Source organism: Bifidobacterium callitrichos, from assembly GCF_008698085.1.
Classification (GTDB): Bacteria; Actinomycetota; Actinomycetes; order Actinomycetales; family Bifidobacteriaceae; genus Bifidobacterium; species Bifidobacterium callitrichos.
On sequence record NZ_RZJP01000004.1, the window covers coordinates 242,420 to 259,132 of the forward strand.

Here is a 16,713-nt window from a genome sequence, read left to right on the forward strand (position 1 = left end):
AAATGGAGGCGTGTATGGGGTTCGAGCAGGAGGCGTACGACGAACTGGTCGCCAAGGTGTGGTGTCACAAGTCAGATATGCAGCGGGAGGTGACGCGCGGCACCCATGGCGAGCATTTCGTCATTCGCCTGCTTGCGGTCCACGGGGCGATGACCCCCTCGCAGATCGCCGACGCCCTGCGCGTGAGCTCGGGCCGCGTGTCCACCGTGCTGTCCGCGCTGGAGAAGAAGGGCATGATCGTGCGCGAATCCGACCCCGACGACCGTCGCGTCGTGCACGTCCGCTTGACGCAGGACGGTGAGACGACTGCTCGGCGCGATATGGAGGAGATGCGTTCGGCGGTGTGCTGGATCTTCTCGCAGATGGGGGAGCGGCGCACGCGCGAGTTCGTCGATCTGTCGCGCGAGTTCATGACGTACATGTCGATCTGCCGCCCTGGCGAGCCGCGCCCCACCGCCGAGGAAGTGCGCAAGGCGTTCGAGCAGTAGGGCAGTAAGCGAGTCCATTTCTCTGGCCGCCCTTGTCGGGACACGCCGAGCATTGCGTGTAATATCTCTGGGTGTAAGTAATTTAAGACTCAGAACTATTTCGGAAGGCTGTGGGTTGGTATGCACGGTCGGAACGGTCTGGGCAGAGTCCGGGGCGGATTGCGGGATGACCACGGTCAATCCGCTCGGTCCGGCCAGCAACTCAACCCACAGCTCACAATTCAGCCCAATCCAATCCAACTCAAACCAGACAGGGGGATTCCAATGCTTCGCATCATGAAATACCTCTCCCAATCGGAGATCGCTCAGATGCTTCTTGCGCTGGTGACCATCGTCGGACAGATCTACTTCGATCTGAAGCTGCCCGACTACATGTCCGACATCACCAGGCTCGTCGAAACGCCGGGCAGCCAGATGGCCGACATCTGGATCGCCGGCGGCAAGATGCTGCTCGTCTCGCTCGGATCGGTCGCCTGCGCGATCGTCACCGGCTTCATCTCGGCGCGCGTCGCCGCCAGCTTCGGGCGTCGCCTGCGTTCGCTCGAGTTCCGCAGGGTCGAGTCGTTCGGCCCCGCCGAGATGGAGCGGTTCTCGACCGCCAGCCTCATCACCCGCTCAACCAATGACATCACGCAGATCCAGATGTTCATCACGATGGGCCTGCAGCTCATCGTCAAATCGCCGATCATGGCGGTCTGGGCCGTCGCCAAGATCTCCAGTGACGGCGTCGAATGGACGACCGCCACCGCGATCGCGGTCGTCGTGCTGCTCGTCACGATCGTCGTCCTCATGGCGATGGTCATGCCGAAGTTCAAGGCGATGCAGGCGCTGACCGACAACATCAATCTGGTCGCGCGCGAGAACCTCACCGGCCTCAAGGTCGTGCGCGCATACAACGCCGAAAACTATCAGGAGTCCAAGTTCACCAAGGCCAACAAGGAGCTCACCGACACGCAGCTGTTCACCAACCGCGCGATGGCCATCATGATGCCGCTGATGAACACCGTGATGAACGGTCTCATGCTCGCCGTCTACTGGATCGGCGCATACCTCATCGACGCGGCCGCCCTGACGGACAAGCTCACCGTGTTCTCCAACATGGTCGTCTTCTCCAGCTACTCCGTGCAGGTCATCATGAGCTTCCTGCTCATGAGCATGGTGTTCGTGCTCTGGCCGCGCGCCGATGTGTCCGCGCAGCGCGTGCTGGAGGTCATCAACACCGAGCCGATCGTCAAGGACGGCTCAGGGGTCGCGCCTGTTTCACGTGAAACAACGTTGCGCGGCGAGGTCGAGTTCCGCGACGTGAGCTTCACCTACCCCGATTCGCGTGAGCCGATGCTCGAGCACATCTCGTTCAAGGCCACGCGCGGCCAGACCGTCGCGTTCATCGGCTCGACCGGCTCCGGCAAATCGACCCTCGTCAACCTCGTCCCGCGCTTCTACGACGCGACCGAAGGCCAGGTGCTCGTCGACGGCGTTGACGTGCGCGACTACCGGATCCGCGACCTGCGCGACAAGATCGGCTACGTACCGCAGTGCTCCGTGCTGTTCAAGGGCACCGTCGCGGGGAACATCTCGTACGGCGACGAGACGCACGGCGAACCCGCCGTCGGCGGCACCGTCCGCAACGACCGCATCCGCGAGGCGGCCGACGTCGCGCAGGCCACCGAATTCGTCACCCGCATGGACGATGGCTTCGACTCGTCCATCGCGCAGGGCGGCTCGAACGTGTCCGGCGGCCAGAAGCAGCGCCTGTCCATCGCGCGCGCCGTCTACCGCAACCCGGAGATCCTCGTCTTCGACGACTCGTTCAGCGCGCTCGACTTCAAAACCGACCGCGAGGTGCGCGACGCGCTCGCGACCCACGCGAAGGACGCGACCAAGCTCATCGTCGCCCAGCGCATCGGCACGATCATGAACGCCGACCTCATCGTCGTGCTCGACGAGGGGCGCGTCGTCGGCGAAGGCACGCATCGCGAACTGCTCGAATCCTGCGAGGTCTATCGCCAGATCGCCGAATCGCAGCTCAGCCAGACCGAACTGACGGCCTGAATCGCCAGAAATCGACATTGAAAGGACTTTGACATGCCAAGAGGAATGGGACACGGCGGGCCGGGAAACGGCCCCGTCGAAAAGCCACAGGATTTCGGACAGACCATGGGCAAGCTCGTGCGCTTCTGCCGTAACTACATCCCCGTCATCATCATCGCGCTCGTGCTCGGCGCCACCGGAACGGTGTTCCAGATCATCGGACCGGACAAGCTCAAGGACATGACCAACGAGATCACCAAGGGTCTGCCTGCGATGGTCCACGGCAAACCGGTCATGGGCGTCGTCGACTTCGATGCGGTCTCGCGCATCGGCTTCACGCTCGTCGCCCTGTACGTCGGATACGCGGTGCTTGGCTACATCCAGAGCTGGCTCATGGCGAACGTCACCCAGCGCACCGCCCAGCGGCTGCGCGAATCGATCAGCGTCAAGATCAACAAGCTGCCGCTGAGCTACTTCGACAAGGTCAGCTACGGCGACGTGCTCTCGCGCATCACCAACGACGTCGACGCGATCGGCCAGACCCTCGGCCAGTCGCTCGGCTCGCTCATCACGTCGACCACGCTGTTCGTCGGCGCACTCGTCATGATGTTCTACAACAACGTGATCATGACGCTGTCCGCGATCGGCGCAAGCCTCCTCGGAATGGTGCTCATGATGACGATCATGAAGGCGTCGCAACGCTACTTCACGCGTCAGCAGATCGCACTCGGCGACGTCAACGGACACGTCGAGGAGATGTACGCCGGCCACATCATCGTCAAGGCGTACAACGGCGAGGCCGACTCGATCGAACGCTTCGAAAAGTACAACAACGATCTGTACGATTCCGGCTGGAAGTCGCAGTTCCTCTCCGGACTCATGATGCCGCTCATGACGTTCGTCGGCAACCTCGGCTACGTGGTCGTGTGCGTGGTCGGCGCCGCGCTCGCGATGAACGGAGACATCGAATTCGGCGTGATCGTCGCGTTCATGATGTACGTGCGACTGTTCACGCAGCCGCTCAGCCAGTTCGCGCAGGCGTTCCAGAACCTCCAGCGCTGTGCCGCCGCATCCGAGCGCGTCTTCGGCTTCCTCGAGGAGCCGGAGATGGCCGACGAATCGGCCAAGCCCGCGCTGCTCGGCACGAAGTACGCCGGTGGATGCGAGGTGAAGGGCGACGTCGAATTCGACCACGTGCGCTTCGAATACGAACCTGGAAAGCCGATCATCCATGACTTCTCGGCATCGGTCAAGGCCGGACAGAAGGTCGCGATCGTCGGTCCGACCGGCGCCGGCAAGACCACGATGGTGAACCTCCTCATGCGCTTCTACGAGATCGCGGGCGGACGCATCATGATCGACGGCGTCAACACCGCGAGCGTGCCACGCTGGAACGTGCACGAACAGTTCTCGATGGTGCTGCAGGACACATGGGTGTTCCACGGCACCGTGCGCGAGAACATCGCCTACGCCAAGCCCGGAGTCACGGATCAGCAGATCGAGGAGGCGTGCAAGGCGGTCGGCCTGCACCACTACATCATGTCGTTGCCTGACGGCTACGACACCGTGCTCGACGAGAACACGTCCCTGTCCGCCGGGCAGAAGCAGCTCCTGACCATCGCCCGCGCGATGGTGCAGGACGCGCCGATCCTCATCCTCGACGAGGCCACCTCCTCGGTCGACACGCGCACCGAAGAGCTCATCCAGAAGGCGATGGACGCGCTCACCGTCGGACGCACCTCGTTCGTGATCGCGCACCGCCTCTCCACCATCCGCGACGCCGACATGATCCTCGTCATGAACCACGGCGACGTGATCGAACGTGGCACCCACGAGCAGCTGCTCGAAGCCGGCGGCTTCTACGCCGACCTCTACAACAGCCAGTTCGCGCTCGCGGGCTGATGGCTGGAACCTCCGATGTCGTTCGCCGACCCATCTACAACCGTCGGCTCGCCGCACTCACGGGACTGAGTGCATAGCTCCTCGTCCCTTGAGCCCTGGCTCGGCTCCCCTTGTCAGGACATTGCCGCGAAGCAAACAGCGGAGCTGCTTGCAGGCAACGTGCGAGCCGATGGGCGAGCCGGCAATATGCGCGCGGCATGGCGCGTCCGTAATTGCGGGGACGGGCTGCCCGAGGGCCTGAGGGGTAGTTTGTCCGCGAGTCAGCCGGTGCGTGATCGAAGCGTAAGCCGGTTCTCTTCCTGCCGCTCAACGTGTTTTTCCCTGTATTTTGCGTTGAGTGGCAGCATGTCGTGCCGTGGCGTGCAGCATGACATGCGGTGCCGTGCCGTGTCGTGCCACTCAACGTCAAAATCGATGGGAATCGCGTTGAGTGGCAGCAAACCGTGCCACTCAACGCGGATTCCATGTGTTTTTGCGTTGAGTGGCAGACGTGCCTTCCATCGCGATTGGCCACTGTCGTCCAGCAGAGTGCGATGGCAATGAGAATCGTTGGAAAATAGCCGTTTTGACAGACTGTCAATATTGCTTATGTGGCGCCACGGTGGGTTGCGGAGGAAGGCCGCTGCCACTCAGTGCAAAAATCGGTCATTTTCGCGTTGAGTGGCACGTGATTCTGCCACATAATGTTCTTAAAACGATTGACGTATGTTGAGTGGCACTACCGGATGAAGAAATCGCCGGGGAATCCGGCCGATCGCACGACGGTGCGGTCGGAATTGAGAACGGCGCACTCGAACGCCGCATAATTCGGTGTTGTGGCGCACGTGGCGTTGGGTTCGGGTGGTGCGGAGGGCACCGCGATGTGTTTCGGTGTTACAGCGCGTGCGGCGTTGGACGGGGTGCCGTGCGGGGTGTTGCCGTAGGGGGTGTCGTACGGGGTGTTGTGAGGGGTGCCTTGCGAGTCGCGTTGCGACGCCGTGTATTCGGTTAGTCGCTTGTGCAGTTGGTTTGCCGGTGTGGTGAACAGGGCCGTGGCCACGCCGTCGGCGAGCGCGGTGGGGAAGTCGATGCTGATAGGGCGGTCCGCGGCGGCGTGTGCGGACATGGGCACGTACACCCATGTGGCGGCGACGTCGTTTTCGGGTAGACCGTCGACGGCGTTGAGCAGGTGATGCAGCCGGTGACCGGCCGCCTCCCAGTGGCGTCGGCTGGGGGAGCTCGCGCAGAACGCACCCGCGCCGACCTGCGCGGTGCCGACCGCGTTCTCGGTGTTCGTCGGGTCTTCGAGCGCGATGGTCAGCGGTTTGTCGGGGGATCGAACGAGCAGATCGCCGCCCGCGTCGATGACGTAGCGGGAACCCGCATCGTCGGATTGGCCGGCCTTGGTCGGGCCGCTGTCTGCGCTTGCGCCTCCGTCTGATTGAGAAAGGACGATGCCCGTGTGCTCTCCGAGGAATCGCTGTGCGATGAGGTCGACGAGATAGCCCTTGCCGCATGCGCCGAAGTCGAGCGCCACCGGGCGGCGGGTGACGAGCGTCGTGCCTCCCGGGCCGCGACGTTCCACATCCTCGCGCCAGGTCGCACGACCATGCATCGAGCCGAGGTTCCAGCCGTTTGCGGCGGCAGGCGATGCCGAAACGGTCTCTGCGGCGACTGGTGATTTGGCGGGATGCCTGTGGTCGCCGATGGCGTCTCCGGCGAGGTTGCCGCCGCCGGCGCGTTTGCCTGTGCCGGAGTCGGCTGGCGCAAGTGTGTCGGGGGAGAGGTGGAACGAGTACCGCGCGTCGTAGCCCAGTCGGATGAGGTCCTCGCCGATGCACGGGTCTATCGCGCCGTCGGTGGCGTGGGCGAGCGCGTCGTACAGGTCGAAGAGCGGGCCGGCCCAGTCGGGGAAGTCGAACGAGCCGCCGTGTGCCGCGCGGCGCATCTCATCGACGAGCGAGTGCATGCGGAATCGGGAGAGCGCCTGCTCGTACTCGTCGATGAGGATGTCGATCGCGTCGTAGTTCGAGATGCCGCGCTGTGCCGGAATCGAGGCCGAGGAGGGCGAGTCGTCGACCGCGAAACCGTCCGGGTCGAGCGGCGACTGGATCAGCAGTCCGGTACCGAGCGCGTGCGGGAACGCCATCGTATGTGGTGCAGGTGTGCTCATACGTCTCATCGTAAGGGGGTTCGGTGGCGGGAATAGGCTTCGCTTGGTGAATAATCGAAGTCGCTTGCGCAGTCGGAAGCGTCGCTTGGCACATAGACTGAGTACAAGCCGGATTGTCTGAATTGAAGAGTGTGGGAATTCCGCCATTTTCCAACGCTTCGTCCTGCGAGAGACGGCGGTCGTACTCAAGACCCCTGCCAAGTGTCGGCACGGACTGCGCAATCGCCATGTCCATTGGTCAAGTATGGTTTTCGATTGCGCAGGTGACGTAGGATGGGGCCTTGGACGCCCATGATACGATTGACACTGTGTCAATACTGAACGCTGAGCGCCGGCGCAAGGATGCGTCGATGGCATATCGAAAACTCGTCACGGAGGTGTGGTGATGATGGATGCGGTGAGGAACAATGCGGTCAGGGACCTGCCGGGCGCCAAGATCTGGGCGTTTGCGGTCGGCCAGTTCGGCTGGGCGCTGCTCGGCGGCATCATCTCGAACTGGCTCGTCTACTTCTACCAGCCGGACAATGAGACCATCGCGCAGGGCCAGACCGTGTTCGTGCCGCAGGGCCTCGCGATCCTCGGCGTCGTCACCGTAGTTGGCGGCATCACCGCGTTCGCGCGCTTCTTCGACGCGTTCGTCGACCCGGCCGTCGCCTCGCTGTCCGACCGCTGCAACGCGCGATCCGGCCGACGCATGCCGTTCCTCAAATTCGCCGCCGCCCCGCTCGCCCTCGTCACCGTGCTCGTGTTCTGGAGTCCGGTCAACGGCACCAGCTGGGCCAACGCCGCCGTCCTGTTCGTCACCGTGATCGGCTACTACATCGCGCTCACGTTCTACTGCACGCCGTACAACGCGCTGATCGCCGAACTCGGCCACGACTCGAAGCAGCAGCTCGCCATCTCCACCGCGATCTCCTTCACGTGGGTCGCCGGCACGGCGGTCGCGTACGTCGCGCCCGTCATCTGGGGCGGATTCGTCGGCTCGTTCGGACGCGTCGGCGCGATCCGTCTGACGTTCACGATCATGGCGATCGTCGCCTGCCTGTGCATGCTCGTGCCGCCGCTGACGATCAACGAGCGCGATTACGTCGACTCGAAGCCGACCTCCGAATCGACCGTCGAATCGCTCAAGCAGACCTTCTCCGACGGCGAGTTCCGCAAGTTCGTCTGCTCGGACGTGGTCTACTGGGTGGCGATCACCACGTTCCAGACCGGTCTGCCGTTCTTCGTGACGAGTCTGCTCAAACTCCCCGAGACCACGACGACCATCTACTTCGTGCTCATGACCGGCGTTTCGGTGCTGTTCTACGTGCCGGTCAACATCCTCGCGAACCGCGCCGGCAAGAAGCGCCCGCTGCTCGCCGCGTTCGTGATCTTCACCTGCGCGTTCGCGTTCGCCGGTGCGCTCGGCTCGGGCGCGGTGTCGTTCCTGCCTCCGATGGCGCAGGGGCTGATCCTGTCCGTAGTCGGCGCGATCCCGATGGCCGCGTTCGGCATCCTGCCGCAGGCGATCGTCGCGAACATCGCCGACGCGAGTTCGAAGACCACCGGTCAGGACCGTCAGGGCATGTTCTACGCGGCCCGCACGTTCGCGATGAAGATGGGGCAGTCGGTCGCGATGCTGCTGTTCACCGGCGTCTCGACGATCGGCATGGCCTCCGGTGCCGGCTACCGCATCGCCGCCGTGTGCGCGGCGGTCCTGTGTGCGATCGGCGGCGTGGTCTTCGCGTTCTACGACGAGCGCAGGGTGATGGCGGTGCTGGAGGGTTGACGGTGTCTTGCCATGCGGAACGAGGGTGAGACAGTGGTGCCCGATGTCCGCATGGTGAGACATGTCGAATCGGGAGGTAGGCCGGATTTTGGCCGTTTTCCAACGGTTCACCGTGAGTAAAACCATTGGAAAACCCCGACTACCTCGATTGCACGCAAAAATCAAGACTGTTGTTTCAAAAATTTTTCTTCTATCCTGTGGGCAGTTTTGGATTAGAGAGGAATTTCAAACATCATGTCTTCACGCGCGTTCGCTGTGCTCAAACGCGCCTCGGCCGGCCTATGCTCGTCAGCCGCGGCGCTGTTGGCCGTGCTCATGATCGCCGCGCTCGCCGTCGCCCCGTTCGGGGGATCGGCCCGGAACGGTCAGAGCGGCCCGCTGGCGATCCTCGCCCCGCGCTCCGCCTCGGCGGCCGAATCGTCGACCAGCTCCGCCACCGACTACGAGTCGTGGACCGCCGTCGCCAAGGCGATGGACAAGCAGCTCAAGTCCGGCGTCAAGGAATACAAGTCCGGCAATACCGCTGGCTCCACCTCCGACTTCATGGCCGCGTACAACTCGATCTACGTGGCCTCCAATTTCACCGCCGTCGTCAGCCAGACGATCGGCGCCGACAAGCAGGCCGCCCAGCAGCAGGCGTTCCAGGACATCCAGAACCTCTCCTACGTGCCCGGCAACGATGCGCAGATCGATGAGAAGATCACGGCCCTCACGGCCGACCTCGACGCCACCGGCCAGCAGCTCGACGCCAATGCGCAGCTCGCCAAGCCGCGCGCCTACGCCAAGGCCCTGCAGGATCAGCTCGCCAAGGAGCGCAAGGAGCTCGACGCCAAAAAGAAGAAGAACCCCGGCAAGGGCAACCGCTCCTGGACCGACGTGGCCAACGAGATGACCCCGATCCTCGACAACGCCTACAAGGCGTACGAGAAAGGCGACGGCGCCAAGGGCGCGACCCTCGTCAACAACGCCTACTACCAGTACTACGAGAAGCTCGGCTTCGAAAAGAACGTGATGAACGCCATCAGCGGCAGCCGCGTCTCCGAGGTCGAATACCAGTTCAAGATGTCCCGCAAGGCGATGAACACCGGCGCCTCCCTCAAGGAGACCAAGAAGCTCATCGACGACCTGAAGGCCATGCTGGTCAAGGACGCGGGCATCCTCGACGGCGGTGCCGCCGACAAGGAGGGCGGCTTCACCAAGTTCATCACCAGCGCCGTCGGCCAGTCGTTCATCATCCTCGTGCGCGAGGGTCTTGAGGCGCTGCTGGTCGTGGCCGCCGTGATCGCCTACCTCGTCAAGTCCGGCAACAGGAAGCTCACCAAGTGGATCTACGTCGGCGTGCTCGTCGGCCTCGCCGGTTCCGGCGTCATCGCCGTGATCTTCGGCCTGCTGTTCGGCGGCTCCGGCCCGCAGCAGGAGATCATGGAGGGCGTGTGCGCGCTCATCGCCATGTGCATGCTGCTGTGGACCAGCAACTGGATGCTCAACAAGAGCTCGGTCGAGGCATGGAACCGCTACATCAGGACCAAGACGGAAGCGGCCGTCAAGACCGCCTCCTCGCAGGTCGAATCCGGTGAGCAGATCGCGTTCGGCACGGTCGTCTCGCTCGCGATGCTGAGCTTCCTCGCCGTGTTCCGCGAGGGCGCCGAAACCGTGATCTTCTACGAGTCGATCTACTCGATGAGCCAGGATTCGAAGGGCATGTGGATCGGTGGTATCGCCGCGGCCGTCGTGCTCGTCATCATCTTCCTGATCATCCGATTCACATCGGTGAAGATCCCGATCGGACCGTTCTTCCTCGTCACGTCGATCCTCATGTCCGTGCTCGTGGTCGTCTTCGCCGGCGGCGGCGTGCACGCGCTGATCGAGGGCGACCTGCTCCCGGCCATCTACCTGCAGGGCGTGCCGACGAACGACTGGCTCGGCTTCTACCCGTACGTCGAGTGCATCGTGGCGCAGGTGCTCGCGGCCATCGCCGTGATCGCGCTGTTCGTGGTCGGCTTCGTCAAGCAGCGCAGGCTCAAGGCGTCCGCGAACGCCGGAGCCGTTGCCGCGAAGTGACCGGCCCCGTCATCCACTCCACAGACTTTCCCGAGTAATCGATAATTCAACAACCAACCAATCTGTGAACTCCAATCACAACCCCAACATAGGAGAGAACAAGAAATGATGAAGAACAAGAAGATGGCCGCCCTGCTCGGCCTGCTGCTCGCCGGCTCGATGACCTTCACGATGGCCGCCTGCGGTTCCTCCAACACCAGCACCGCCGACACGAAGTCGGACTCCTCCTCGCAGTCCTCCGATTCCTCCAGCTCGGACTCCTCCAGCTCCGATGACGCCGCCGCCTCCGACGCCGGCGCCGGCTTCGAGGAGGTCCCGGTCGGCCCGTCCGGCACCGCCGAGGAGCAGGATCAGGAGGTCGGCCCGCTGACCGTCGGCGCCGTCTACTTCCAGCCGATCGACATGGAGCCGTCCTCCATGGGCCTGAAGGCCGCGGACGCCTCCTTCCACCTCGAGGCCGACATCCACGCCAACGAGAAGGGCACCGAGCTCGGCTACGGCAAGACCGACTTCATCCCGGACCTGACCGTCAACTACACGATCATCGACAAGTCCACCGGCAAGGAAGTCGAGGGTGGCACCGCCACCTCCGGTACCTTCATGCAGATGAACGCCTCCGACGGCCCGCACTACGGCGCCAACGTCAAGCTCGACAAGGCCGGCACCTACCAGCTGAAGCTCTCGATCGAGTCCCCGGCCAAGAAGGGCTGGATGCTCCACGTCGACCCGGAGACCGGTGTCAAGGGCCACTTCTGGACCGAGCCGATCGAGGTCACCTTCGACAACTGGGAGTACACCCCGCGTCAGTGGTGATTGTCTCCGCCGCATGACAACCCAACAGAGCCCCCTCAACTTCAAGAGGGGGCTTCGGTCCGTTTGCGGCATATTAGCCAAAACCCCACAAGGAAAGGGCGCGAATGCTTGAACAATTCGTTGCGGTGATGCCGGGGACGCTGGCCCCCGCGTTGCTGATCATGTGCCTGAGCGTGATGCTCACGGTCGGCGAGGGCAAGGACAAGCCGATCAGCTCCCATTGGCGCCTGTGGGGATTCATCCTCGGCACGATCGCGGCGATCGTGTTCGCCACCCTGCGCGCCACCGCCGTCATCAACCAGCGCACCTTCGTCAACCAGCCGGTCCTCACGGTCGCCGTCGTCGTCGACCTGCTCGCGATCGCCGCGGTGATCGCCTCCCCGTGGATCGTCAAGGACTGGCGCAAACACGCGATCTGGATGCACCTCGCGAATGCGGTGTCCGCGATCGCGATCGCCCTGACCCTCTTCTACGCCCTGCCGGACGTGATCCTCCAGCTGACGATCTGGGTGGAGCCGGACGCCCCGATCTTCACCTCAGACATGCTGCTGCGCGCCCTCGGCTTCCTGCTCGGGCTCGCGATGTCGGCGATCGTCGCCCTGATCTTCCGCACGATGCGCTCGACCGCCGTGCGCATCTCGTTCACCGTCGCCTCGGTGCTGATGATGGCGATCCTGTTCATCCAGCACGCGACCGGCCTGCTGCAGATGATCCAGGCGCATTCCCTGTACTTCCCGCGATTCCTGTTCCAGCCGCTCGTCTTCTCGATCAACCACAACCAGCAGATGATCATGGTGCAGGCGCTGGTGTTCGCGATCCCGGCCGTCGCCTCGATGATCGCCGGATTCCGCATGACGACGAAGCCCGAGCCCGGCGTCAACGAGGCGACCGTGCGCCGTCACAAGGCGTTCCGTCGCCACGCGATCGCCTCGGCCGTGTGGAGCCTCGTCGCGATGATCGGCGTGACCCTGACGCTCACCGTCGGCGTGTCCGCCACCACCCAGCAGATCACCCTTTCCCCGCCGGAGGACTACTCGTTGAAGGACGGCGTCGCGACGATCACGTTCGCGCAGGTCGAGGACGGTCACCTGCATCGCTTCGAATACAAGGCGAAGGACGGCACCGAAATGCGCTTCATCATCATCAAGAAGAACGGCGGCGCGTACGGCATCGGTCTCGACGCATGCGAGAACTGCGGCGACGCCGGCTACTACGAGAAGGACGGCAAGATCATCTGCAAGAAGTGCGAGGTCGCCATCAACCTGGCGACGATCGGCTTCAAGGGCGGATGCAACCCGATACCGTTCCCGTTCAAGATGGGCGGCGGCAAGATCACGATCCAAACCGCCGATCTGGACGCGCTGAGCGCCCACTTCCAGTGATGCAGTCATTTCCAGCAGTCAGACGGGAGGCAACATCATGTTCTTTCTGCGTATGATCGCGCGGTCGTTCACGCGTCAGCTGCGTCGGCGACTGCTCATCGCCCTGACCGTGTGCCTGTCGGCCACGGTGTCGGTGGCGATGCTCGGCGTCGTCTTCGACGTGGGTGACAAGCTCAACGCCGAGCTGTCCACGTACGGCTCGAACATCACCGTCCAGCCGAAGGCCGACGCGGTGGTCTCCGACCTGTACAACACCGAGGCCGGCGCGGCGGCGGGCGACCAGTCCGACCCGACCGCGTTCCTCAAGGAGTCGGACGCGCCGAAGATCAAGACGATCTTCTGGGCGTTCAACATCACGAACTTCGCGCCGCAGCTCAACGTGCACGCCACCGTCGACGGCGTGGACGTGCCGATCGTCGGCACGTGGTTCAACAAGACCCTCAAGCTCGCATCCGGCGAGTCGACCGTGGTCGGCGTCGACGGCATGCGCTCGTGGTGGAAGCTCGACGGCGCATGGCCGAAGGACGACACCGATCAGGGCGTCATCGGCACGACCCTCGCCCAGAAGCTGGGAGTCAAGACCGGTGACACGATCACCCTCACCAAGAAGACCGCCGACGGCAAGACCAACGAGCAGAAGATCAGGCTCACCGGCGTCTACAACTCCGGCGACGACGACAACGGCTCGCTCTACATCGCCTCGTCCACCGCGCAGGTGCTCGCGAACCTGCCCGACTCGGTCGACAAGATCGAGGTCAAGGCGCTGACCACGCCGGAGAACGATCTGGCGCGCAAGGCCTCGCAGAACCCGGCCGCGTTGAGCCAGGATGAGTGGGAGACGTGGTACTGCACCGCCTACCCGAGCTCGATCGCCTACCAGATCGAGGAGGTGATTCCCGGCGCCGTCGCCAAGCAGGTGCGTCAGGTCGCCGCCCTGCAGGGCAATGTGCTGCAGAAGACGCAGGCCGTGATGATCCTGATGACCGCGCTGAGCCTCGTCGCCGCGGCGGTCGCGGTCGCGAACCTCATGGCCGCGTCGATCTCCGAACGCTCCAGCGAGCTCGCACTGCTCAAGGCGATCGGCGCGACCGACGGCGCGGTCTCCCGCCTGATGCTCGCCGAAACCGCCGCGATCTCGCTCGTCGGCGCGCTCGTCGGCGCGCTGCTCGGCTCAGGCGTCGCGCAGCTCATCGGACAGGTGGTGTTCTCCTCGGGCATCACGATGCGCCCGATGGTGTTCGTGCTCGTGTTCGTGCTGCTCGCGTTGACCGTGCTCGTCGCCGCATCCTCGTCGATCCGCTCGATTCTGAGCGTCAAGCCCGCGGAGGTGCTCCATGGACGCTGAGTCGGAGCGCGTGATGCGGGGAATCGCAAACGACATCGTGATGGAGGGAACCGACCTATGACCAATACCGGTATGTTCTTCCGCATGCTCTTCGGCGCGGTGTTCCGCCGCCGTTCGCGTGCGATCATGGCCGTCGTCGCGTCGCTGGTCGGCGCGGCCACGCTGTTCTGCCTCGCGGCGATCTGCATCGCCGTGCCGCAGCAGATGAACGATGAGATGCGCGCCTACGGCGCGAACCTCATCGTCACCCCGACCGGCGAGACGACGGATTCTGCGTCGTCCGACTCGGCTGGTTCCTCCGCCACGAAGTCGGGCATCGACGCGGCGATGGTCAAGCACACCACCGAAATGGTGCGCGCCAAGGGCTCCGCCAAGTACGCGACCTACCGCTACGAGAACGTGCGCGTCAACGCCGCGCCGTACGTGATGGCCGGCGTCGACCCCGCGCAGGTCGAGAACCTCAACCACCACTGGAACGTCGAAGGCTCCTGGCCCACCGACGGCAAGGTGCTCATCGGCCGCGACGTCGCCGACGCGCTCAACGCCAAGATCGGCGGCGGCATCACCATCGGCTACCGAGCCTCCGACAACGCCTCCTCCTCGGCCTCCTCTGACGAGGGGGCTGGCTCGGCGAATGCCGAGACTGGGGGAGAGACCTCCGGCCAGACCGGAGAGACCTCCGCCCAACCCACGCAGGACGGCCGCGTCTCCAGCGACATCATGGACACCAAGGGCACCGAATTCCGCGTCGCCGGCATCGTCGACACCGGCGGCAGCGAGGACTCGATCATCTACGCGACCAACGCCGACGTCGACAAGCTCACCGGCGTCACGCGCGGCGTCGACGTGATCGAATACTCCGCCTCCGCATCCGGCGACGACCTCGCTGCCACCGTCAAGTCGATCAACGACATGACCTCGATGCACGTCAAGGCGCAGCAGGTCACCAAGATCACCTCCTCCGACACGCGCATCATCACGATGCTGCAGACCCTGTTCTGGATCGTCTCCATCGTCGTGCTCGTCCTCACGCTCGTCGGCGTCTCCACGACGATCAGCTCGATCGTCTCCCAGCGCAGCTACGAGATCGGCCTGAGGAAGGCGCTCGGCGCATCTAGCGCCTCCATCGGCATGGAGTTCTACGTCGAAAGCGCGCTGTACGGCCTGATCGGCGGCCTCATCGGCACGGGCATCGGCTACGCGCTGGCCCGCGTGCTCACCGGCGTCGTCTTCCAGCGATCGCTGCCCGTCAACTGGCCGCTCGCGATCGGATCGGTGCTCTTCAGCGCGCTGATCGCCGTGCTCGCCTCCATCCCGCCCGTCTCGCGCGCCTCGCGCATCGACCCCGCCATCGTGCTGCGCGAGGAGTAATCGCGCACAATCCGCGTCAATCCGCGAAAAAGGAATCATCATGCTGCTTGAACTCGATCACATCTCGAAGATCTACGGCGACCTGCACGCCGTGGATGACCTGAACCTCACCGTGCCGCAGGGCGAATGGCTGGCGATCGTCGGCTCGTCCGGCTCCGGCAAGACCACGCTCATGAACATGATCGGCTGCATGGACTCGCCGTCCAAGGGCTCCGTGAAGCTGGAGGGCCGCAAGCTCGAGGACTTGAACGCCGCGCAGCTGGCCGACGTGCGCAAGAACATGATCGGACTGGTGTTCCAGAAGTTCTACCTCGTGCCGCATCTGACGGCCGTCGAGAACGTGATGGTCGCCCAGTACTACCATTCGGTCGTCGACGAGAAGCAGGCGCTCGAGGCGCTCGATCGCGTCGGACTCAAGGACCGCGCCCACCACCTGCCCGGACAGCTTTCCGGCGGCGAGCAGCAGCGCGTGTGCATCGCCCGCGCGCTCATCAACGATCCGAAGCTCATCCTCGCCGACGAGCCCACCGGCAACCTCGACGAGAAGAACGAGAAGATCGTCCTCGACCTGTTCCGTCAGCTGCACGATCAGGGCACGACGATCATCGTCGTCACGCACGACGCGCTGGTCGCCAGCTGCGCCGAACGTGAGATCATGCTGAACCACGGCGTGCTCGTCGGTGAGAAGTGGAACGATGAGAAGGCCCGCGCCGCATACGAGGCCGAGGGCGGCCGCCCGGCGTTCACCGGCTCCACCGAGGAGGGAGCCCAGCGCGAGGGCGACCTGCCGATCGGATTCGCCGATCCGACCAAGGCCGCCAAAACCGGCGGCGAGGAGTGAGAATATGAGCGATAGGAACGATAAGGCCGTCAAGGCGGTGGCCCTGACCGCCGCCACGCTGGCCCTCTTGGGCGGGGTGGCCGGCTGCGGCGAGTCGAAGGCCACGCCGATGGACGACCAGTACTCGGGCAACTCCGGTGAGACCCAGCAGTCCCAGGAGGAGCAGTCGCAGTCCAGCGGCGATGCGGGGGCGTCCGACGACTCGTCCTCGTCCGACGCCGCAAGTGGCAAGGACACCGGCAACTACAAGGACGGCACCTACTCGGTCAACGGCCAGTACGGTCCGGTGGGCGAGGACTCGATCGACGTTCACTTCACGATCAAGGACCAGAACATCGAGACGGTCGAGGTGATCGGTCACCCGTTCACGCAGATCTCCAAGCAGCATCAGACCGATTTCGCCAACGCGATCAACGGCGTCGTCGACGGCAAGCCGCTCAAGGGGCTCAAGGTCGACAAGGTCGCCGGCGCCAGCTGGACGTCCGACGCCTTCAACAAGGCCCTCGACGTGGTCCGTCAGCAGGCATCCGTCCAGTAGCGTTGCAGCGAATCGTTC

At 64.0% G+C, this 16,713-nt stretch carries 12 protein-coding genes; 11 read left to right on the forward strand and 1 reads right to left on the reverse strand.

Annotated features, from left to right (window positions below):
- Nucleotides 1-14: 14 nt before the first annotated feature.
- From EMB92_RS09760 to EMB92_RS09770, 3 genes are all read left to right on the forward strand, one after another.
- Nucleotides 15-488 (forward strand): MarR family winged helix-turn-helix transcriptional regulator, encoded by a 474-nt coding sequence (locus EMB92_RS09760; RefSeq protein WP_150394720.1) that lies wholly within the window; start codon nt 15-17, stop codon nt 486-488.
- A gap of 264 nt (nt 489-752) precedes the next feature.
- Complete coding sequence (locus EMB92_RS09765; protein WP_150394721.1) at nt 753-2,540, forward strand: ABC transporter ATP-binding protein; 1,788 nt, start codon at nt 753-755, stop codon at nt 2,538-2,540.
- A gap of 33 nt (nt 2,541-2,573) precedes the next feature.
- Nucleotides 2,574-4,421, forward strand: coding sequence for an ABC transporter ATP-binding protein (locus EMB92_RS09770; RefSeq protein WP_150394722.1), 1,848 nt, complete (start codon nt 2,574-2,576; stop codon nt 4,419-4,421).
- 718 nt (nt 4,422-5,139) lie between these two features.
- Here EMB92_RS09770 and EMB92_RS09775 read toward each other — a convergent pair.
- The gene (locus tag EMB92_RS09775; protein WP_190973649.1) at nt 5,140-6,573 is read right to left on the reverse strand and encodes an FAD:protein FMN transferase; all 1,434 of its coding nucleotides are present in this window, start codon (nt 6,571-6,573) and stop codon (nt 5,140-5,142) included.
- 385 nt (nt 6,574-6,958) lie between these two features.
- Here EMB92_RS09775 and EMB92_RS09780 point away from each other — a divergent pair, with 385 nt between their 5' ends.
- The 8 genes from EMB92_RS09780 (at nt 6,959) to EMB92_RS09815 (ending at nt 16,695) form a co-directional block, all read left to right on the forward strand.
- Entirely contained in the window at nt 6,959-8,344 is a 1,386-nt protein-coding gene (locus EMB92_RS09780; protein WP_150394724.1) for an MFS transporter, read from the forward strand.
- Between the two features lie 234 nt (nt 8,345-8,578).
- A complete protein-coding gene (locus EMB92_RS09785) occupies nt 8,579-10,405 on the forward strand; it encodes an FTR1 family iron permease (protein ID WP_150394725.1) in 1,827 nt (608 codons plus the stop codon).
- Nucleotides 10,406-10,510: 105 nt separating this feature from the next.
- The gene (locus EMB92_RS09790) at nt 10,511-11,218 is read left to right on the forward strand and encodes an iron transporter (protein ID WP_150394726.1); all 708 of its coding nucleotides are present in this window, start codon (nt 10,511-10,513) and stop codon (nt 11,216-11,218) included.
- 104 nt (nt 11,219-11,322) lie between these two features.
- Nucleotides 11,323-12,600: a DUF2318 domain-containing protein gene (locus EMB92_RS09795; protein WP_150394727.1), complete on the forward strand. Its 1,278-nt coding sequence runs from the start codon at nt 11,323-11,325 to the stop codon at nt 12,598-12,600.
- 37 nt (nt 12,601-12,637) lie between these two features.
- Nucleotides 12,638-13,945 (forward strand): ABC transporter permease, encoded by a 1,308-nt coding sequence (locus EMB92_RS09800; protein ID WP_150394728.1) that lies wholly within the window; start codon nt 12,638-12,640, stop codon nt 13,943-13,945.
- A gap of 57 nt (nt 13,946-14,002) precedes the next feature.
- Complete coding sequence (locus tag EMB92_RS09805) at nt 14,003-15,316, forward strand: ABC transporter permease (RefSeq protein ID WP_150394729.1); 1,314 nt, start codon at nt 14,003-14,005, stop codon at nt 15,314-15,316.
- Between the two features lie 40 nt (nt 15,317-15,356).
- Complete coding sequence (locus tag EMB92_RS09810) at nt 15,357-16,157, forward strand: ABC transporter ATP-binding protein (protein WP_043167371.1); 801 nt, start codon at nt 15,357-15,359, stop codon at nt 16,155-16,157.
- Nucleotides 16,158-16,161: 4 nt separating this feature from the next.
- Nucleotides 16,162-16,695 carry an FMN-binding protein gene (locus EMB92_RS09815; protein ID WP_150394730.1) on the forward strand — a complete coding sequence of 178 codons (534 nt, stop codon included), beginning with the start codon at nt 16,162-16,164 and terminating at the stop codon, nt 16,693-16,695.
- Nucleotides 16,696-16,713 lie beyond the last annotated feature (18 nt).

Excerpts from the sequence above, each read along its gene's own strand:
- EMB92_RS09760 (WP_150394720.1), top strand. The coding sequence starts at position 15 with ATGGGGTTCGAGCAGGAGGCGTACGACGAACTGGTCGCCAAGGTGTGG.
- EMB92_RS09765 (WP_150394721.1), top strand. The coding sequence starts at position 753 with ATGCTTCGCATCATGAAATACCTCTCCCAATCGGAGATCGCTCAGATG.
- EMB92_RS09770 (WP_150394722.1), top strand. The coding sequence starts at position 2,574 with ATGCCAAGAGGAATGGGACACGGCGGGCCGGGAAACGGCCCCGTCGAA.
- EMB92_RS09775 (WP_190973649.1), bottom strand. The coding sequence starts at position 6,573 with ATGAGCACACCTGCACCACATACGATGGCGTTCCCGCACGCGCTCGGT.
- EMB92_RS09780 (WP_150394724.1), top strand. The coding sequence starts at position 6,959 with ATGATGGATGCGGTGAGGAACAATGCGGTCAGGGACCTGCCGGGCGCC.
- EMB92_RS09785 (WP_150394725.1), top strand. The coding sequence starts at position 8,579 with ATGTCTTCACGCGCGTTCGCTGTGCTCAAACGCGCCTCGGCCGGCCTA.
- EMB92_RS09790 (WP_150394726.1), top strand. The coding sequence starts at position 10,511 with ATGATGAAGAACAAGAAGATGGCCGCCCTGCTCGGCCTGCTGCTCGCC.
- EMB92_RS09795 (WP_150394727.1), top strand. The coding sequence starts at position 11,323 with ATGCTTGAACAATTCGTTGCGGTGATGCCGGGGACGCTGGCCCCCGCG.
- EMB92_RS09800 (WP_150394728.1), top strand. The coding sequence starts at position 12,638 with ATGTTCTTTCTGCGTATGATCGCGCGGTCGTTCACGCGTCAGCTGCGT.
- EMB92_RS09805 (WP_150394729.1), top strand. The coding sequence starts at position 14,003 with ATGACCAATACCGGTATGTTCTTCCGCATGCTCTTCGGCGCGGTGTTC.
- EMB92_RS09810 (WP_043167371.1), top strand. The coding sequence starts at position 15,357 with ATGCTGCTTGAACTCGATCACATCTCGAAGATCTACGGCGACCTGCAC.
- EMB92_RS09815 (WP_150394730.1), top strand. The coding sequence starts at position 16,162 with ATGAGCGATAGGAACGATAAGGCCGTCAAGGCGGTGGCCCTGACCGCC.